The following is a 16,453-nucleotide window of genomic DNA, read 5'->3' on the forward strand; positions in this document are numbered from 1 at the left end:
ATATGGAACGGATTCTGATCGTAGACGACGACATCACCTTCGGCCTGATGCTCAAGACCTGGCTCTCGAAAAAAGGGTTCGGGACACAGACTGCAGCCAGTGCGGCGGCAGCCCGGACGGCTCTTGCGGAAGGAGGGTTCTCGCTCGTGCTGAGCGATATGCGGTTGCCTGACGAGGACGGAATCGCCCTTTTGCAGTGGATGTCGGGGCAGCGGATCGAAGTGCCCGTGATCGTAATGACGAGTTATGCCGAGATCCAGAACGCCGTGCGCTGCATGAAACTCGGTGCCCGCGACTACGTCGCCAAGCCCGTCAACCCCGACGAATTGCTGAAAAAGATCCGCGAGGCGCTCGATGCCCCGGCGCCCGTGGGCGATGTCCCTCCGGCAACGCCGGAAAAGGCGCCGGCGCCTTCCCGGGCTGCGGGCGGGGATATGCCCAACTATATCGAGGGGCAGAGCGATGCTGCGCGGCAGCTCTACGAATATGTGCGGCTCGTCGCGCCGACGAACATGTCGGTATTGGTGAACGGTGCCAGCGGCACGGGCAAGGAGCATGTGGCGCAGCTGATCCACCGCCAGAGCAAACGCGCCGGAAAGCCGTTCGTGGCGGTCGATTGCGGCGCCATACCGCGCGACCTGGCTGCTTCGGAGTTTTTCGGCCATGTCAAGGGGTCGTTCACGGGGGCTGTCGGCGATAAGACGGGTGCCTTCGAAGCGGCCAGCGGCGGCACGCTCTTCCTGGATGAAGTGGGGAACCTTACCTATGAAACCCAGGTGCAGCTGTTGCGGGCCTTGCAGGAGCGCCGTATTCGTCCCGTGGGCAGCAACCGCGAAGTCCCTGTCGACATCCGACTGGTCGCAGCGACCAACGAAGACCTCGAAGCGGCGATCGCGCGCGGGACGTTCCGTGCCGACCTCTACCACCGTATCAACGAATTTACGCTCCGTATGCCCGAAGTGAGGCAGATGCGCGAGGATATCATGCTGTATGCCGATTTTTTCCTCGACCAGGCCAACCGCCAGCTGGACAAGCATATCGTCGGGTTCGACGGCGAAGCCGCTGCGGCCATGGTGCGTTATGACTGGCCGGGAAACCTGCGGCAGATGAAGAACACGGTGATGTCGGCGACGCTGCTCTGCCGGGGCGATTATATCTCCTGCCGCGAACTGCCGGCCGAAATCGCCGGGGTTTCCGGTGCGGCTGCGGTGCCGTTGCGCAACCCGGCCGGCGAGGAGGAGCAGATACGCCGCGCCCTGTCCATGGCCGGGGGAAACAAGTCGCAGGCCGCCAAACTGCTCGGCATCGACCGCAAGACCCTTTACAACAAATTGCACCTCTACGGGATCGAGTGATGCGCCTGCGTGTGGAATTTTTCCACATCCCTGTGGCGCAATTCCACACTTTTCCACATACCGCCGGTTCTGGCGCATCTTGTTAACCGCTGTCTGTCAGCGGATTTTTTGTTTTTTGTCCGGATGGCACGCCCCTTGGACTTTCGAAAGTCGGAAAGGTTGATGAGACAAATTACGAACCTGAGGAAATGAAGTGGAACCTTAAATCATTAAGAGCTATGAAAAAGACAATTGTAACGATGGCAGCTTTGATGCTGATGGCTGGGGGCGCATTCGCATGCGCACAGCAGCCCGAGAAGAAGGACGCCTCCGCGGCGACCGAAGCTACGGCTCCCGCAACGGAGTCCCCGGCTACCGATGAACAGGAGAAATCGGAGTCCGGCGATGCGGAAAAGACTGATTCGACTGCCGGAGAATCAGCCAAGGAGGAGAATAAGGTTGAGAGTACAAGCACAAGTGAGGGCAACTCCTCCTCCGCATCGGAAGCTTCGGATTCCGCTAAGTAAACTTGCGGGATAATCATCAGTTAAACAATTGTTTGCCGGGGTACCCCGCCTTATGGGCGGGGTACTTTCTTTGTGCGTCCGGGGCCGGGGACAGCGGCCTGTGCCCCGGCATGTACGGACACAAAGGCGGAAGCCGGGATTTCCGGCCTCCGCCTTTGCGAAAGGGGCGTCGTGCGGACTACTCCTCGATGAAGTCGATGTTCACCTGGCGCTGGAACGCCTCCTGCAGCGAGATCTGCGTCTCGGTCGAGGCGACGCCCTGGATACGCAGGATGCCGTCGAAGATCGTACGCATGAGGTGTTCGTTGTCCACGCAGTAGAGTTTCACGAGGATGTTGCCCGATCCGGTGATGAAATGCGCCTCCACGATTTCGGGGATTTCCTTGAGCTGCTCCACGGTCTGCTTGAGCAGCTGCGGGTCTTTGAGCGTGATGCTGATGTGGGCGCAGACGTCGAAGCCCATCATCTTGGGGTCTACGATCAGGCGGCTGCCCAGGATCACGCCCGAATCGTCGAGCTTGCGGATGCGCTGGTGGATCGCAGCGCCCGAGATGCCGCATTCGCGGGCGATCTCGAGAAAAGGCATGCGCGCATTCTTGATCAGGTATTTGAGGATCTTGCGGTCGATTGCGTCTAATGAGGTCTTAGGCATATGAGGATTGGTTATTTGATGACATTCAGTTCTTTGCCGACCTTGGTGAAGGCTGCGATGCAACGATCCAGCTGGTCGGTGGTATGGCCTGCCGACACCTGCACGCGGATGCGGGCCTGGCCTTTCGGCACGACGGGATAGTAGAATCCCGTGACGAATACGCCCTCGTCCTGCAGCCTGGCGGCGAAGTCCTGCGACAGCTTGGCGTCGTAGAGCATCACGGCGCAGATGGCCGACTGGGAGGGTTTGATGTCGAAGCCTGCGGCCATCATCCCCTCGCGGAAATGTTCGACGTTGGTCACCAGACGGTCGTGCAGTTCATTGCTCTCGGCGAGCATCCTGAACATCTCGATCCCGGCACCTACGACGGCGGGGGGCAGCGAGTTGGAGAAGAGGTAGGGGCGCGAACGCTGGCGCAGCATGTCGATGATCTCCCTGCGGCCGGTGGTGAAGCCGCCTACGGCGCCGCCGAAGGCCTTGCCCAGCGTGCCCGTCAGGATGTCGACCTGGCCGCGCCGGTCGTAGAGTTCGGTGATGCCGCGGCCGGTTTTACCCAGCACGCCTGCCGAGTGGCACTCGTCGACCATGACCAGAGCGTCGTATTTCTCGGCCAGGGTGCAGATTTCGTCGAGCGGGGCGGCATTGCCGTCCATCGAAAACACGCCGTCGGTGCAGATGATGCGGAAACGCTGTGCCTGCGCCTTCTTGAGGCACTCCTCCAGGTCGGCCATGTCGGCATTGGCGTAACGGTAACGTACGGCTTTGCAGAGACGCACGCCGTCGATGATCGAGGCGTGGTTCAGGGCGTCTGAGATGATGGCGTCCTGCTCGCCGAAGAGCGGTTCGAAGACACCCCCGTTGGCATCGAAACAGGCGGCGTAGAGAATCGTGTCCTCCGTGCCGAAGTAGTCGGCAACGGCCTTTTCGAGCTCCTTGTGGATGTCCTGGCAGCCGCAGATGAAGCGCACCGACGACATGCCGTAGCCGCGGTTGTCCATGGCTTTTTTCGCCGCCTCGATCAGGCGCGGGTTGTCCGAAAGCCCGAGGTAATTGTTGGCGCAGAAGTTTAGCACCTTACGACCTGCAACTTCGATCTCCGCACGTTGCGGCGAAGTAATGACCCGTTCGCTCTTGTAGAGCCCTGCAGCCTTGATTTCAGCAAGTTCTTGCTGCAGATGTTCTTTGATTTTTCCGTACATATCCGTTAATGTTTTGATGAATTTCCGGTGTGTGAGGTGTCAATCTGTTAGCAAATATACGATTAATTTTCGAAAACAGCCACCGTCCTCCCGCTTTTTTCCATGTCGGGGTTACAATTTGTTAGCTTCCGTGGCCGGGACGGACTTTCCCCCGCTCCTGGCAGGCCGTCGGGCGATCCCCGGGTACGGCGTCCCGCCGCATGTTCCGGCCGCAGCCGCAGGGCAGGCCGGAAGCCCTCCGGGAAAGGATTTTCCGGCGGCGGCCGAGGTTTTCGGGGCTAATTGGCGGACGAGCGTATTTTTTTGATATATTTGTAGTTCGAATAAAAACCGTCAACTTATGAAAAAATCGTGTGTTTTGGTCAGCGGCGGCGCCGGTTATATCGGTTCGCACACCGCCGTGGAATTGATCGGTGCGGGGTACGACGTGGTGATCGTCGACAATCTCTCGAACAGCGACATGGATGCAGTCGAGGGCGTGCGCAGGATCACGGGCGTCGACGTCCCGTTCGAAAAGGCCGACTGCTGCGACCGCGACGCCTTTGCCCGGGTGTTCGAAAAATACGACTTCGATTCGGTAATCCATTTCGCGGCGTCGAAGGCCGTGGGCGAATCGGTGAGCAAACCGTTGGAATATTACCGCAACAACCTCATGTCGTTCATGAACGTCATCGGCCTGATGCGCGAGTACGGGCGGCAGAACATCGTCTTCTCGTCGTCATGCACCGTCTACGGCGAGGCCGACGTGCTGCCCGTCACGGAGCAGACGCCCCGCAAGCCCGCCACGTCGCCCTACGGCAACACCAAGCAGATGTGCGAGGATATCCTGCGCGACTCGCTGGCCGCCTACGAGGGGCTGAAAGGTATCGCGCTGCGTTATTTCAACCCGATCGGGGCGCACCCGTCGGCGCTGATCGGCGAGCTGCCGCGCGGCGTGCCGCAGAACCTGGTGCCTTACATCACGCAGACTGCCGCAGGCATCCGCGAATGCCTGTCGGTGTTCGGGGACGACTACCCGACGCCCGACGGCTCGAACATCCGCGACTATATCGACGTGGTAGATCTGGCGAAGGCGCATGTGGCGGCGATCCGGCGCATGATCGAGGACAGGAACAAGGCCCGGTACGAGGTATTCAACATCGGCACGGGACGCGGGGTTTCGGTGCTGGAGCTGGTGCACCGGTTCGAGCAGGTCAACCGCCTCAAACTCAACTATAAGATCGTCGGCCGCCGTGCGGGCGACATCGTGGCCATCTGGGCCGATCCGTCGTATGCCAACAACGAACTGGGCTGGCGGGCCGAGCGCTCGCTCGACGAGACGCTCGCGGCAGCCTGGAAATGGGAGAAGCATATCCGCGGCATCGAATAGCGCAATGCACTGCCCAAACCCGAAAGGGACGGATCCCCACCGGATTCCGTCCCTTTCCTGTAAATACGCTTATGGTGTTTGTATTTACTTTCTGCGCCGTATGTTGTCGGTGAGCGATTCGACCCTGCAAGGGCCGTCGTACGTTATCCGGGCGGCTGTCGAAGCGTTTATCCGCAGGGTGCCCGAACACCACACGTCGGCCTTGGCATAGTTCGATACGGTCAGGTCGTAATCGGCGACCCGCAGCTCGGGGGCGCTGAACACGGCTCCGGACGATACCCTGACCGCGGCGCTGGCGACCTGTGCCGACCCTTTCAGGTTGATCTTGCCGTAACTGCCGACTTCCGCCTCGAGCGAATTCCCGCTGAACGTGCCGCTGAACGAGCCGCCACTGCTGACGGTCAGTTTCGCCTGCCGGCTGTTCACCGTCACCGCGCCGGAGAATTTGGCGTAGCTGTCGACGCTCAGCGTCAGTGCATCCGAGATCAGCGTACTGCTGACACTGGCGCCGCTGCTGATCTTGAGCGTCAGGACGGAAGCTTTGATGTCGTTCGAGAACTTGGCGTAGCTCCCGACCGTGACTTGGCAGTTGTTGCGGCAGTCGACGGGCGCCTGTGCCGACCCGTAGCTCGAAACCCGCAGCTCGCAGTCGTTGCAGCGTACCGAGCCCGAGAATTTGCCGTAGCTCGACACGTTGAGCTGGGCGGTACCCGGGGTGTCGATGTCGGCGATGACCGATCCGTAGCTCGAAACGGAAACTGCGACCGAGGGCCCTTTCAGCGGCAGCTTGCAGGTCACCTTGCCGTAGGAGCCGGCCGATATCTGGCGCAGGGCGGCCGATGCGGGAACGACGACCGAAACCGAAATGTTCTCCGTATTGTTGGCGTTGACGCGGAATTTCAGCGTCCCGCCGTCGCGCTCGAGCACCAGGTAGTCGATCACATTGTCGTCGGCCGTCACGCTGATGGTTCGGGCCGTGGGGCTGACCGTGACGTCGAAGAACGCCGCGGCCGAAATGCCCGTGTAGTCGCCCGCCTTGCCCCAGTCCTGCGTCACCATGCGCCCGCTGCCTTTCAGCCGCGTGTTCTGGTTGCGGCGGCGGTCGACGGCGGCACGTTTGATGTTGGTGCCGATTTCGCCCTCCGTGTTGTAGAGGCGGCGGATCTGCTCGGCGGTGAGCACAGCGGCGAATTTGTCCACGTAGTCGCGTTTGACCTGCGCCGTGGCGGCGATGTTCGAGAGCTTGGTTTTGAGTCCCTGCCGTTGAGCGGCCTCGTCCGTTCCCGCATCCGGGGTATTGACGGCCTTGTCGAGCGCCTCGCGGTAGGCTTTGTAGAGCGGTTCGAACTCCTTGCGCTGGCGCGAGGTAAGCCCCAGTTCGCGCACGACCTGCTCGCGGGCGGCCTTGTTCAGCTCTTCGATCGACTGGTTGGCGACGGCGGCCGTTTCGGCGGCGTCGATGGCGGCGCGCGCTTCGGCAATGGCGCGGTCGATCTCGCGGTCGGAGGCGCCGACGACCCTGCGGGCCTCGGCCATGGCACGGTCGATCTGGCGGTCGGTGGCGTTTACGGCGCGGCGCGCTTCGGACAAGGCCCGGGAGACCTCCCGGTCGGCCGCGTTGCCGGCCGTGTTGACGATAGCCCGGGCTTCGGCCAGAAGCTGTTTCAGTTCGTCACCGGCGGGCGCGGCCTTGCCTGCGAGGGCGAAGAGGAGCGCGCAAAGAAAAGTGAGGAGTTGTTTCATAGCGCATGGAATTTTAAAGTTGCTGGTTGTAGAGTATGTCGTCGTAGTTCTCCGCCGCAGCCTGTTGCAGGGTTTCGGTCGGGGTCGTGGCGAGCATCTGCTCGATGTCCGGCAGCGGGGCCTCGGCGCGGTGGCTGAGGTGTCCGGAGACGAGGATGCCCGTTGCCAGGAGGGCTGCCGCGACACTCACCCCTGCCGCCAGGTAAAGCCGGCGGGTGCGGGCAGCGGGTGCGGGCCGTGCCGCCGTATTGCGCAGGATGCGTTCGTGCAACGCTTCGAGGCGATGCTCAGGCAGGTCGTAAGGCAGCCGCCTGCCGATATTTCCGAATTCGTGGTTCATAGTTCCCGTGTTAGTTTCTCTTTCAGTTTCTGTACCGCATGGTGGTAATTGACCTTGAGCGTCTCTTCGCGCTGCCCCAGCACGCGGGCGATCTGTCCGTAGGGCATCCGGTCGTAGTAGCGGAGGTTGAAGACCAGCCGTTGCTTGAGCGGCAACTCCAGGATCGCCTGCTGGAAACGTACCAGCGTCCGGTCGGCATCCTCGCCGCACTCCTCCGCCACGCGGCTTGCCAGGATGCGGCTTACGTCGTCGAGCGAGGAGAAGAGCCCCGGCCTGCGCCGCCGCAGCATCGTCAGTGCGGTGTTCGTGGCGATGCGGTAGAGCCATGCCCCCAGTTCCCCGGCTCCGCCCCGGAAGGTGCCGATCTTGTCGTAGGCGCGGATAAAGGTTTCCTGTACCACATCCTCGGCATCCTCGTGGACGACGACCAGCCGTCGTGCGTGCCAGTAAAGCGGCCGCAGGTATGCCCCGACCAGACGGTCGAACGCCCCGCGCCGGGTGGCGGGATTGCGTAGCGCCGAGAGTTCTTCTGCGGGTATGTCGCGGGTCTCTTCCATGAGGGTTTGTCTGTAAGACGCGTTAAAGTTGCAAAAGTTAAATCCCAAACCGAAATTTTTTTGCCCGGAAACGAATTTTTTACGGTTGATTTTTGATTCTTAATATTTTACCTTATCTTTGCGATCCGAAACAGGCGGAATTGGGGCGCGGCTTGCGTGGCCGGGCTGAGAACCGCCGGTGGTAACACATTAAAAAACAAACGTATTATGAAAACTATCTCTGTAAAGGCCGTTAAGCGTGATGAGTACGGCAAGAAAGCGGCCAAGGCCGTACGCCGCGAGGGCATGGTACCCTGCGTACTGTCGGGCAACGGCGAGTCGGTTTCTTTCTCGGTAGACCCCCGCGAGATCAAGGCCCTGATCTACACCCCCAACTCTTACATCGTCGAGTTCGATTTCGACGGCAAGAAAGAACAAGCCGTGCTGCGTGAGGCGCAGTTCCACCCCATCCGCGAGCAGATCCTCCACCTCGATTTCTACCGCATTGCCGAGGGTAAACCCGTATCCATCGCCATTCCGGTACGCCTGACGGGTAACGCCGAAGGTGTGAAGGTCGGCGGTAAGTTGACGCTGTCGGCCCGTAAGCTCGTCGTGAGCGCGCTGGTCGAGAACCTGCCCGACGAACTGGTCGTGGACGTAACCGAACTGGGTGTCGGCAAGACCATCTTCGTAGGCGACCTTGCATTCGAGAACCTGAAATTCGTCACTCCGGCTTCGACGGCCGTCTGCGCAGTGCGCGTAACCCGTGCATCGCGCGGTGCGGCGGCACAAGCCTAATCGGTAGCGTATGAAATACCTTATTGTTGGGTTGGGAAATATCGGCGCCGAATATGCCGGAACCCGGCACAACATCGGATTCAAAGTGTTGGACGCCCTCGCCGAGGCGTCCAACGCTGTTTTTACGACGGCGCGTTACGGCGATGTGGCCGAGTTGAAGCATAAGGGGCGTACGCTGATCCTGCTGAAACCCTCGACCTACATGAACCTTTCGGGCAAAGCCGTCCGTTACTGGATGGAGGCCGAGAAGATCGCCCCGGAAAACCTGCTGGTGGTTTCGGACGACATTGCGCTGCCGTTCGGCACGCTGCGTATGCGTCCCCGGGGGAGTGCCGGGGGGCACAACGGGCTGAAGAATATCGCCGAGCTGCTGGGAACGGAGGACTACGCCCGGATGCGCTTCGGCGTGGGCGGGGATTTCCCCAGGGGCCACCAGGTCGACTATGTGCTGGGGGAGTGGTCGGACGAGGAGCGCAAGGCGCTGCCCGAGCGGCTCAAGGTGTTCGGCGACGCGATCCTTTCGTTCACGACGATCGGGTTGGAACGGACGATGAATTTCTTCAACAAGAAGTAAATAAACGGTTGAAAAAGAGCCGATGGGCTCGAAATAAAAAACGGACGGATATCGTGCTTGCATGATGATCCGTCCGTTTTGGCGTTTTATCCCGTGGGGATTTTCAACTGTTTGCCGATCCTGCCATAGAAAACCACGCCGCAGATTATGGGTGCCGCGGATGCGCGCAAATTCCGACCGGACGACTTCGAGCCTCCTGTTCCTCGTCGTAATAAGCATCGGTCTGGCGGACGGTCAGGGCTTATCCCCGACGTCCGGATGCAGGAACGTGCCGGCGAAACCTGCCGCAGCCCAGATGAAACAGGACAGCGCTAGATAGCCCCTTGCCGTGCGCAGGGTGCCGAGCGCCTGCCCGCCCGGGATGCGGAGCCCCAGCAGCAGGGCGCCCAGGGCGGCGGCTACGGACGACGAAGCGAAGGTCAGGAGTTCGTAGGGGAGACACCGGACATACTGGCCTACTCGTCCCCGTCGTAGTAGATTCCGTCCATCAGCCCGTCCAGTTCGCGGCGCTCCTTTTTGGTCGGGCGCCCCGTACCGCGGTCGCGGAAGACGAAGATCGTTTCGCGCGGGATGCTGAGCTTGTCCAGCTCCTCCTGCGGGGTGATGTTGAGGCAGTACAGGGGGACATTCTTGGCCGGCTGGCGGCTCGACACGAGGTCGAGCACCCGGTAGGAGTAGGTCACCTGCATCTTGCGCACGGCGATCACGTCGCCGACCTTCACTTCGCGCGAGGGTTTGGCGGCGGAGCCGTTTACCGTGACTTTGTTGTTGCGGATGGCATCCGCGGCGTCGCTGCGGGTCTTGAACACCCGCACCGCCCAAAGGTATTTGTCGAGTCTTATGTCGTCCATGACCGTGTTATTTTTCGTAAATGGATTCGCTGCGGGGCGTATCGTGCGACTGTTCGTCGTTTTGGCGGCTGACGCTGAGGATCATGCCCAGCGCGATGGTGGTGAAGATGGTCGACGAACCGCCGCGCGAGATCAGCGGCAGCGTCTGTCCCGTTTCGGGGATCAGGTTGACGGTCACCATGATATGCAGCAGCGCCTGGCAGGTTATCAGCAGGGCGAGCCCCAGTACCAGCAGCCCCGGGAATGCCGTCCCGCAGCGGCGGAATATCTCGATGCCCCGGAAGAATATCCACAGGTAGAGCATCAGCAAGGCCAGTGCCAGTACGATGCCGTATTCCTCGACGAAGAAGGCGTAGGCATAGTCGCTTTCGGGATGGATCATCTCGACGCGCATGGCGCTCTGTCCGGCGCCTTCGCCGAAGACCCCGCCGTTGTGAATGGCGATCATCGACCGCTCGGTGTCGGTGAGGTGCTCGATCGGTTTTTCGGTCTGCGAGCGTGTCCAGAGATGGATCCATGTCGAGACGCGCCCTTCGGCTGTCTCGCTGCGCCCCAAGTTGAGCGTCATGATGAAGACGATGCCGATGCAGGCCAGCCCGATGAGTTTCACCAGTTCGCCCAGCCGGACGCGCCCGATGAGCATCATGACCCACGAGGCCATGAAAACCAGTACGGCCGAGGAGGTGTGGGCCGGGAAGATCACCGCGCACGAGACCACGACGGGCATCAGGATCGGCCATGTCCCCTCGCGCCAGATGCGGCGCTGTTCGCGCGACGAACGCCACGTCCAGAATTTGAGCGACGGGACGATGCGTATTTTGTCGATCTTCGACTGCCGTCCGGCCAGTTGCCGGGCCAGGAACAGTACCGTGGCGACCTTCAGCGCCTCGGAGGGCTGGAACTGGAACGGCCCGAGGGGTATCCAGCGGGCGGCGCCGTTGGTCGTGGCGCCGATGAAATAGACGGCGACGGTGAGTGCTACCGAAAGGAAATAGACGGGGCGGGAGAACAGGTTGTAAATCCGGCAGTTGATCTTCTGCACGGCGACCATGATGATGAGGCTGACGACGAGGATGATGAGTTGCTGGCGCAGGAAATGGGCCGTGGTACGCGCCGTGTGGGCGTCGTAGGCCATCTTGGCCGTCGACGAGTAGACCACCAGCACGGAAATCACCGCCAGCGCCGCGACGATGATCCACAGGACGCGGTCGCCGGTAAAGAGCCGGAACTTGTGTTTTTCGGGGGCTTCGGGGGTTTCGCAGGCGCTCTCCCCGGCATCGGTGCCGCGCACGCCGCGGCGTCGGGGCGCGTCCTGCGCCCCGGTCTTCCCGTCCGCTGCGCGGGGGGATTTCCCGGGCGCTTCCGTCCAGGGCTCCTGCGCCGGCCCTTCGTCCTGCGTGTATTTCCGTTCGCCGAGCTTCATCGTGCTATGCCTTTTCGTTTACCCACGCCTTGAACAGCTCGCCGCGGTTTTCGTAGTTTTTGAAGAGGTCGAAACTCGCGCAGGCGGGCGAGAGCAGCACCGCGTCGCCGGGCTGTGCGGCGGCTTTGGCGGCCTCCATCGCGGCGTCGAGCGAGCCGGTGGAGACCACTTCGGGCACCACACCCGTGAACTCTTCGATCAGCTTGGTGTTGTCCGCGCCCATGCAGACGAGCGTATGTACCTTCGCACGGGCGAAAGCCTTCAGCGGTTCGTAGTCGTTGCCTTTGTCCGTGCCCCCGGCGATCCATACCACGGGGCGCGTCATGCTTTCGAGCGCATAGTATACCGAGTCGACATTGGTGGCCTTGGAATCGTTGATCCACAGTACGCCGCCGCTTTCCCGGACGGGTTCGAGGCGGTGGCAGACGGGGGCGAAGCCGTAGATCGAGCGGCGGATCGAGGCCGGCGCGACGCCTGCCGCAAGGGTCGCAAGAGCCGCAGCCATGGCGTTATAGGCATTGTGCAGCCCTTTGAGCTGCATCTTGGCCGTGTCGATCTCGACCGAGGCCTTCCCGACGGCCGCCGTGAATTTGCCGTCGCAGAGGAAGGCGTCGCCGGCACCGCTCGCCACGGCATTCTTTGCGGCGAAGGGAAGTTGCTTCATGCGCAGGTCGTACCTGGGAAGCTGCTGCCAGATCACCTCGTCGTCGCCCGAATAGACGAAATAATCGCGCGAGTTCTGGTTCTGCGTGATGCGCATCTTCGAATCGACGTAGTTTTGGAAACAGTGTCCGTAGCGGTCGAGGTGGTCGGGTGTGATGTTCATCAGCACGCCGATGTGGGCGCGGAACCTGAACATGCCGTCGAGCTGGAACGAGCTTAATTCCAGCACGTACCAGTCGTAGTCGCCCGTGGCCACGGAGTAGGCGAAACTCTCGCCGATGTTGCCGCCCAGGGCGGCGTTCATCCCGGCGTCGCGCATGATCTTGTAGACGAGCGACGTGGTAGTGGTCTTGCCGTTCGAGCCGGTGATGCAGATGCACTTCGACCGGCCCAGGTAACGGCCTGCGAACTCCATTTCCGAAATGACGGGAATGCCTGCCGCACGGATTTTCCGCACCATGGGGGCCGTTTCGGGGATGCCCGGCGACTTGATGACCTCGTGTGCCGCGAGGATGCGTTCCTCGGTGTGGCCGCCTTCCTCGTAGGGAACCTGCCACTCGTCGAGCTTGGCTTTGTAGCGGTCGGCGATCTTCCCCATATCGGAGAGGAATACGTCGAACCCTTTCTTTTTGGCGAGGATCGCGGAGCCGTAACCGCTGATGCCTCCGCCCAGGACTGCGATGCGTTTCATCTTTTATGTTTTATCGTTTCAGTCGAAGAATATTCCCGAACAGGCCGCATTGGGGCCGCGCACCTGGCAGATGCGGATGCGCACGGAACCCGAGGCTTCGAACGTGACGTATTTGCCTTCACCGTAGTCACGTACCATGTATACCGGTGCGAGCAGTTCTTTGGTTCGAAGGTCGAAAACCTCGAAGGCGCTGCGGCGCCCCGCCCGTTCGTAGTCCGCGAAATAGAGCGAAATGCGGTAGGGCTGCGTGTCCCGGGCGTCGAGGTCGACGGTCATCACCTGCCAGCAGGCGACCGGGTCGCGCGTGACGATGGCGCCCAGGCTGCGGGAGCCGTCGCCCCGGCGGTCGGATCGGAGCGCACGGGGGTCGCCTGCCGCATCGGCATAGTGTACGTGGCCCATGCGGTCGTAGTTCGCGTAGACGATGCTGCGGATGCGGTCGGGTTGTTTTACGCGGTGTGCGCCCGCCGTATCGTAGCTGAAGAGCACGTAGCCCTGCGAGCCGTATTTATCCTGCCAGTCGCCCTGCGTCGCGGTGTCCTCGCTGAATTTTTCAGCAGGGATGCGGTAGGCGATCTCCTCCTGCGTTTGCAGGGGGCGGAATTCGCCTTCGGCATCGAACCGGATGGCGTGGCGCCCCGCGCCGATCCCCGAAATACGGTAGTAGCCGTCGTCCGTACGGTCGGCGGCACAGGGCTTGCCGTCGAGGTATATGGTGCCGATGCGAAGCCCGTCCGCGGGGATGCAGAATTCGGCCTCCGAACCTTCGGGCACGGTGAGCGAACCGCGGCGCGCGGTCATGTCGAGCGATGCCCGGGCAATGCCGCGCGGCGTCAGGACTCCGCCCTCCACGCGGGTGAGCGATCCGGCGAGGCGGGGTTTCACGGCGAAGCGGACGAAGCCCGGGAGCTGGGGTTTTATGCCCAGCACCTCCTCGCTCAGCCACTTGGTGACACCGGCGCTCCACGGGTGGGTCAGGCTGGTGTAGCCGCACTGGTTGTTGACCGGGGCGTCGTTGTCGGAAAGTTTGCAGTCGTTCCACGAGGGGCGGAACACCTCGAAGAAGGTGGTGGCGCCATAGCGCAATTGTCCGCCCCAGCAATCGTCGACGGTGTGCAGCGCACGGTCGTAAGCTCCCAGGGACGCCAATGCCTGCAATACGAAATACTGGTTGAAGGGCGAGTATGAGACCCGCTGCAGGCGGTCGGAGAAATTCCGGGCCAGCAGGGCTTCGCGCTCGGCGGGCGTGGCGAACCCGGCGTTGGCGGCATCCGTGGCAGCGAAGAGCCCCAACCCCTCGTACCAGCGGGGATCGCGGCGCAGGGCTTCGGTCTTTTCGTCGGCGTAACGCTCGTATTTCCCGGCCAGTTCCCGGTTGCCGGCCTGGCGCATGGCAGCGGCGAACTGCCGCCAGGTACCGATGGCCAGCATACGGTAGGCGGTCTGCGGCTCCCGGAAATCGGGGGCTTCGAAACCCGCCCCGAGCCGCTCGTCCCAGCCGTAGAACCAGAGCCGGGGCAGCGTGTCGTAGTGGTCGTAGGCGGCGTCGAGTTTCCGGCAGGCGTTTTCGGTCAGCAGGGCGAGCGTCTCCGCATCGCCCGTATAGTTGTAGTAATCCAGCAGGCTCAGCACCCAATAGAGCGAGTAACTGGCGATGCCGTTGTCCTGCGTCGAGGTGTAGAGCAGGTTCTTGCGGATGAACGGGAAGTTGCCGAAGGCGGCCAGCGTCGCGGCCTGCGCCGTATAGGCGTCGCCCGTCCATGAATGGCGGTCGCTGCGCTCCATGAGGATCGCCCCGAAATAGTCTTTCAGCAGGTTCAGCCGCACGGTGTAGGCTCCCGTGTACCAGATGCGCGTCAGCTGCGGGTCGTTGCAATCGAACCACCCTTCGTAGTTGACCGGTTTGGTCTGGCAGACAAGCCGTACGTTGCGGATGACGGCGGGCTTCCGGAGGCTGCGAACGTGTATCCACCCGAAGCGGACGCCTTCGTAGAGCTCCCTGTTCAGCTCCAGCCGGAAGCTGTTGCCGTAGCGAGCGGGGACGGCGGTTTTCACCGGGTGCTCCGAGCCGGCGTTGAACACGGCCGGTTCGTTGAACTCGCTGATGCTGGCCTCGAACGCGACGTCGGGGGTGTCGCAGTCGAATTCGAGCCATCCGGCGTTCACCTGGCCGAAGTCGAACATCAGGTCGCATACGTCGCTGACGGTGATCCGGCGCGGGTCTCCGAGGTCGGCGGCTTCGGGGTTCGAGGCCGTCGCCTGCCTGGGGTAGACCGTGTATATCTCCAGCCCGTCGTCCGGCGATACTTTCGTCCAGCGGTAGCGCACCAGCGGGTCGGGCGATTCGGGTACGGCCTCTCCCGACGGCGTGGCCGTAAGCACGGGGTAGGGTTCCGGGATCTGCGAGCGTACCATCCGCTGCGGCGGCTGGGCCTGGAGCGACGTTGCGAGGAGCAAGGCGATGGCGGTAAGGCGGGTCGGGGTATACATGGCGGTTTATTAACGTATTTTGAGCGTTACCAGGGTAATGGCGGCCAGTAGCAGCGAGATGATCCAGAAGCGGAGCACGATCTTGGTTTCGAACTGCCCTTTTTTCTGGAAATGATGGTGTACGGGAGCCATCAGCAACAGGCGCTGCCCTTCGCCGAATTTGCGTTTGGTGTATTTGAAGTAGCCGACCTGCATCATCACCGAGAAACTCTCGACCAGGAACACGCCGCACAGCAGCGGCAGCAGCAGTTCCTTGCGGATGCAGAGGGCGAAGACGGCGATGATGCCGCCGATCGACAGGGAGCCGGTGTCACCCATGAAGATCTGCGCCGGGAAGGAGTTGTACCACAGGAAGCCGACCAGCGCCCCCGCGAAGGCCGCCGCGAAGACGACCAGCTCTCCGCTGTCGGGGATATACATGATGTTGAGGTAGTCGGCGTAGACGATATGCCCCGAGAGGTAGGCCAGTACGCCGAGTACTGCCACGATCGGGACGGAGACGCCCGTGGCCAGCCCGTCGAGGCCGTCGGTGAGGTTGGCGCCATTCGACACCGCCGTGACGACGAAGATCGCCACCAGCACGTAGAGCAGCCACGTGGCGGCGCTGGTTTCGCCCGTGAGCCATCCGTAGTCGAATTCGTTGTTCTTGACGAAGGGGATGGTGGTTTTGGTGGTCTTGGTGCTTTCCGAGCTCAGGACGACGTTCCGCTGCACGCTTTCGATCACCGACCCGTCGGGGTTCAGGTAGACGGTCTGCACGGGCTGCGTGACCTTCTCGCGGACGATGATCTGGGGCGAAAGCCACATCGTCGTGCCGACGATGATGCCCAGCCCGACCTGGCCCACGATCTTGAAGCGCCCCTTGAGCCCCTCCTTGTTGTGGCGGAAGACCTTGATGTAGTCGTCCAGCCCGCCGATCAGCCCCAGCCAGACGGTCGAGACGATCATCAGCTGGATGTAGATGTTGTCGAGCCGTCCGAAGAGCAGGATCGGGACGAGGATCGCCAGCAGGATGATGACGCCGCCCATCGTGGGGGTGCCGCGTTTCTGGAGCTGTCCCTCGAGCCCGAGGTCGCGGATGTCCTCGCCGATCTGCTTGCGGCGCAGGAAGTCGATGATCTTGCGGCCGAAGATGATGACGATCAGCAGCGCGAGGATGATGGCCGCCGCCGCGCGGAACGAAATATACTGGAACATACCCGAGCCCGGGATGTCGTAGTGTTCGCCTAAATGTTTGAAAATGTGATAGAACATGTCGTATGT

General features: G+C 61.8%; 15 protein-coding genes. 5 read left to right on the forward strand and 10 right to left on the reverse strand.

Translation table 11 applies throughout. The annotated features are described in order from the left end of the window. Positions 1 to 2: 2 nt before the first annotated feature. Together NQ559_RS06855 and NQ559_RS06860 are read left to right on the forward strand one after the other, a co-directional pair. Positions 3 to 1,355 carry a sigma-54-dependent transcriptional regulator gene (locus NQ559_RS06855; protein WP_018695548.1) on the forward strand — a complete coding sequence of 451 codons (1,353 nt, stop codon included), beginning with the start codon at positions 3 to 5 and terminating at the stop codon, positions 1,353 to 1,355. A gap of 218 nt (positions 1,356 to 1,573) precedes the next feature. After that, entirely contained in the window at positions 1,574 to 1,861 is a 288-nt protein-coding gene (locus NQ559_RS06860) for a hypothetical protein (RefSeq protein WP_032134787.1), read from the forward strand. A 178-nt stretch (positions 1,862 to 2,039) separates the two neighbouring features. On the opposite strand, the gene NQ559_RS06865 is transcribed toward NQ559_RS06860, so the two are convergent. Together NQ559_RS06865 and kbl are read right to left on the reverse strand one after the other, a co-directional pair. Beyond that, positions 2,040 to 2,513, reverse strand: a complete 474-nt coding sequence (locus tag NQ559_RS06865) for an Lrp/AsnC family transcriptional regulator (protein ID WP_018695546.1) — start codon at positions 2,511 to 2,513, stop codon at positions 2,040 to 2,042. An 11-nt stretch (positions 2,514 to 2,524) separates the two neighbouring features. Continuing rightward, the gene (gene kbl, locus NQ559_RS06870; protein ID WP_018695545.1) at positions 2,525 to 3,712 is read right to left on the reverse strand and encodes a glycine C-acetyltransferase; all 1,188 of its coding nucleotides are present in this window, start codon (positions 3,710 to 3,712) and stop codon (positions 2,525 to 2,527) included. A gap of 340 nt (positions 3,713 to 4,052) precedes the next feature. On the opposite strand from kbl, the gene galE reads away from it, so the two are divergent. Beyond that, positions 4,053 to 5,081: a UDP-glucose 4-epimerase GalE gene (galE, locus tag NQ559_RS06875; protein ID WP_026318305.1), complete on the forward strand. Its 1,029-nt coding sequence runs from the start codon at positions 4,053 to 4,055 to the stop codon at positions 5,079 to 5,081. Positions 5,082 to 5,165: 84 nt separating this feature from the next. Here galE and NQ559_RS06880 read toward each other — a convergent pair whose 3' ends face one another. The 3 genes from NQ559_RS06880 to NQ559_RS06890 are packed head-to-tail and all read right to left on the reverse strand — an operon-like array spanning position 5,166 to position 7,721. Further along, positions 5,166 to 6,824 (reverse strand): GIN domain-containing protein, encoded by a 1,659-nt coding sequence (locus NQ559_RS06880; protein ID WP_018695543.1) that lies wholly within the window; start codon positions 6,822 to 6,824, stop codon positions 5,166 to 5,168. Positions 6,825 to 6,837: 13 nt separating this feature from the next. Next, positions 6,838 to 7,164, reverse strand: coding sequence for a hypothetical protein (locus tag NQ559_RS06885; protein ID WP_018695542.1), 327 nt, complete (start codon positions 7,162 to 7,164; stop codon positions 6,838 to 6,840). Further along, a complete protein-coding gene (locus tag NQ559_RS06890; RefSeq protein WP_018695541.1) occupies positions 7,161 to 7,721 on the reverse strand; it encodes an RNA polymerase sigma factor in 561 nt (186 codons plus the stop codon). The genes NQ559_RS06885 and NQ559_RS06890 overlap by 4 nt, the downstream gene beginning before the upstream one ends. A 207-nt stretch (positions 7,722 to 7,928) precedes the next feature. On the opposite strand from NQ559_RS06890, the gene NQ559_RS06895 reads away from it, so the two are divergent. Then, the gene (locus tag NQ559_RS06895) at positions 7,929 to 8,498 is read left to right on the forward strand and encodes a 50S ribosomal protein L25/general stress protein Ctc (protein ID WP_018695540.1); all 570 of its coding nucleotides are present in this window, start codon (positions 7,929 to 7,931) and stop codon (positions 8,496 to 8,498) included. A 10-nt stretch (positions 8,499 to 8,508) separates the two neighbouring features. Continuing rightward, positions 8,509 to 9,072, forward strand: a complete 564-nt coding sequence (gene pth / locus NQ559_RS06900) for an aminoacyl-tRNA hydrolase (RefSeq protein WP_022332757.1) — start codon at positions 8,509 to 8,511, stop codon at positions 9,070 to 9,072. A gap of 455 nt (positions 9,073 to 9,527) precedes the next feature. On the opposite strand, the gene hslR is transcribed toward pth, so the two are convergent. From hslR to mraY, 5 genes are read right to left on the reverse strand one after another with little or no spacing between them, the layout of a single operon-like run. Then, positions 9,528 to 9,923 (reverse strand): Hsp15 family ribosome-associated heat shock protein, encoded by a 396-nt coding sequence (hslR, locus tag NQ559_RS06905; protein ID WP_018695537.1) that lies wholly within the window; start codon positions 9,921 to 9,923, stop codon positions 9,528 to 9,530. A gap of 7 nt (positions 9,924 to 9,930) precedes the next feature. Continuing rightward, on the reverse strand, positions 9,931 to 11,346 hold the full coding sequence (locus NQ559_RS06910) for an FtsW/RodA/SpoVE family cell cycle protein (RefSeq protein ID WP_018695536.1): 1,416 nt from the start codon (positions 11,344 to 11,346) through the stop codon (positions 9,931 to 9,933). 4 nt (positions 11,347 to 11,350) lie between these two features. Next, on the reverse strand, positions 11,351 to 12,700 hold the full coding sequence (gene murD / locus NQ559_RS06915) for a UDP-N-acetylmuramoyl-L-alanine--D-glutamate ligase (RefSeq protein ID WP_018695535.1): 1,350 nt from the start codon (positions 12,698 to 12,700) through the stop codon (positions 11,351 to 11,353). Positions 12,701 to 12,718: 18 nt separating this feature from the next. Further along, complete coding sequence (locus tag NQ559_RS06920; protein ID WP_018695534.1) at positions 12,719 to 15,190, reverse strand: alpha-L-rhamnosidase C-terminal domain-containing protein; 2,472 nt, start codon at positions 15,188 to 15,190, stop codon at positions 12,719 to 12,721. Between the two features lie 9 nt (positions 15,191 to 15,199). Then, positions 15,200 to 16,444 (reverse strand): phospho-N-acetylmuramoyl-pentapeptide-transferase, encoded by a 1,245-nt coding sequence (mraY, locus tag NQ559_RS06925; RefSeq protein ID WP_018695533.1) that lies wholly within the window; start codon positions 16,442 to 16,444, stop codon positions 15,200 to 15,202. Between the last annotated feature and the right edge of the window lie 9 nt (positions 16,445 to 16,453).

This window comes from Alistipes onderdonkii (assembly GCF_025145285.1).
In the GTDB taxonomy this organism is placed as follows: Bacteria; Bacteroidota; Bacteroidia; order Bacteroidales; family Rikenellaceae; genus Alistipes; species Alistipes onderdonkii.

What these genes read in the sequence shown, in the direction of transcription:
- NQ559_RS06855 (WP_018695548.1), top strand. Translation starts at nt 3, where the DNA reads ATGGAACGGATTCTGATCGTAGACGACGACATCACCTTCGGCCTGATG.
- NQ559_RS06860 (WP_032134787.1), top strand. Translation starts at nt 1,574, where the DNA reads ATGAAAAAGACAATTGTAACGATGGCAGCTTTGATGCTGATGGCTGGG.
- NQ559_RS06865 (WP_018695546.1), bottom strand. Translation starts at nt 2,513, where the DNA reads ATGCCTAAGACCTCATTAGACGCAATCGACCGCAAGATCCTCAAATAC.
- kbl (WP_018695545.1), bottom strand. Translation starts at nt 3,712, where the DNA reads ATGTACGGAAAAATCAAAGAACATCTGCAGCAAGAACTTGCTGAAATC.
- galE (WP_026318305.1), top strand. Translation starts at nt 4,053, where the DNA reads ATGAAAAAATCGTGTGTTTTGGTCAGCGGCGGCGCCGGTTATATCGGT.
- NQ559_RS06880 (WP_018695543.1), bottom strand. Translation starts at nt 6,824, where the DNA reads ATGAAACAACTCCTCACTTTTCTTTGCGCGCTCCTCTTCGCCCTCGCA.
- NQ559_RS06885 (WP_018695542.1), bottom strand. Translation starts at nt 7,164, where the DNA reads ATGAACCACGAATTCGGAAATATCGGCAGGCGGCTGCCTTACGACCTG.
- NQ559_RS06890 (WP_018695541.1), bottom strand. Translation starts at nt 7,721, where the DNA reads ATGGAAGAGACCCGCGACATACCCGCAGAAGAACTCTCGGCGCTACGC.
- NQ559_RS06895 (WP_018695540.1), top strand. Translation starts at nt 7,929, where the DNA reads ATGAAAACTATCTCTGTAAAGGCCGTTAAGCGTGATGAGTACGGCAAG.
- pth (WP_022332757.1), top strand. Translation starts at nt 8,509, where the DNA reads ATGAAATACCTTATTGTTGGGTTGGGAAATATCGGCGCCGAATATGCC.
- hslR (WP_018695537.1), bottom strand. Translation starts at nt 9,923, where the DNA reads ATGGACGACATAAGACTCGACAAATACCTTTGGGCGGTGCGGGTGTTC.
- NQ559_RS06910 (WP_018695536.1), bottom strand. Translation starts at nt 11,346, where the DNA reads ATGAAGCTCGGCGAACGGAAATACACGCAGGACGAAGGGCCGGCGCAG.
- murD (WP_018695535.1), bottom strand. Translation starts at nt 12,700, where the DNA reads ATGAAACGCATCGCAGTCCTGGGCGGAGGCATCAGCGGTTACGGCTCC.
- NQ559_RS06920 (WP_018695534.1), bottom strand. Translation starts at nt 15,190, where the DNA reads ATGTATACCCCGACCCGCCTTACCGCCATCGCCTTGCTCCTCGCAACG.
- mraY (WP_018695533.1), bottom strand. Translation starts at nt 16,444, where the DNA reads ATGTTCTATCACATTTTCAAACATTTAGGCGAACACTACGACATCCCG.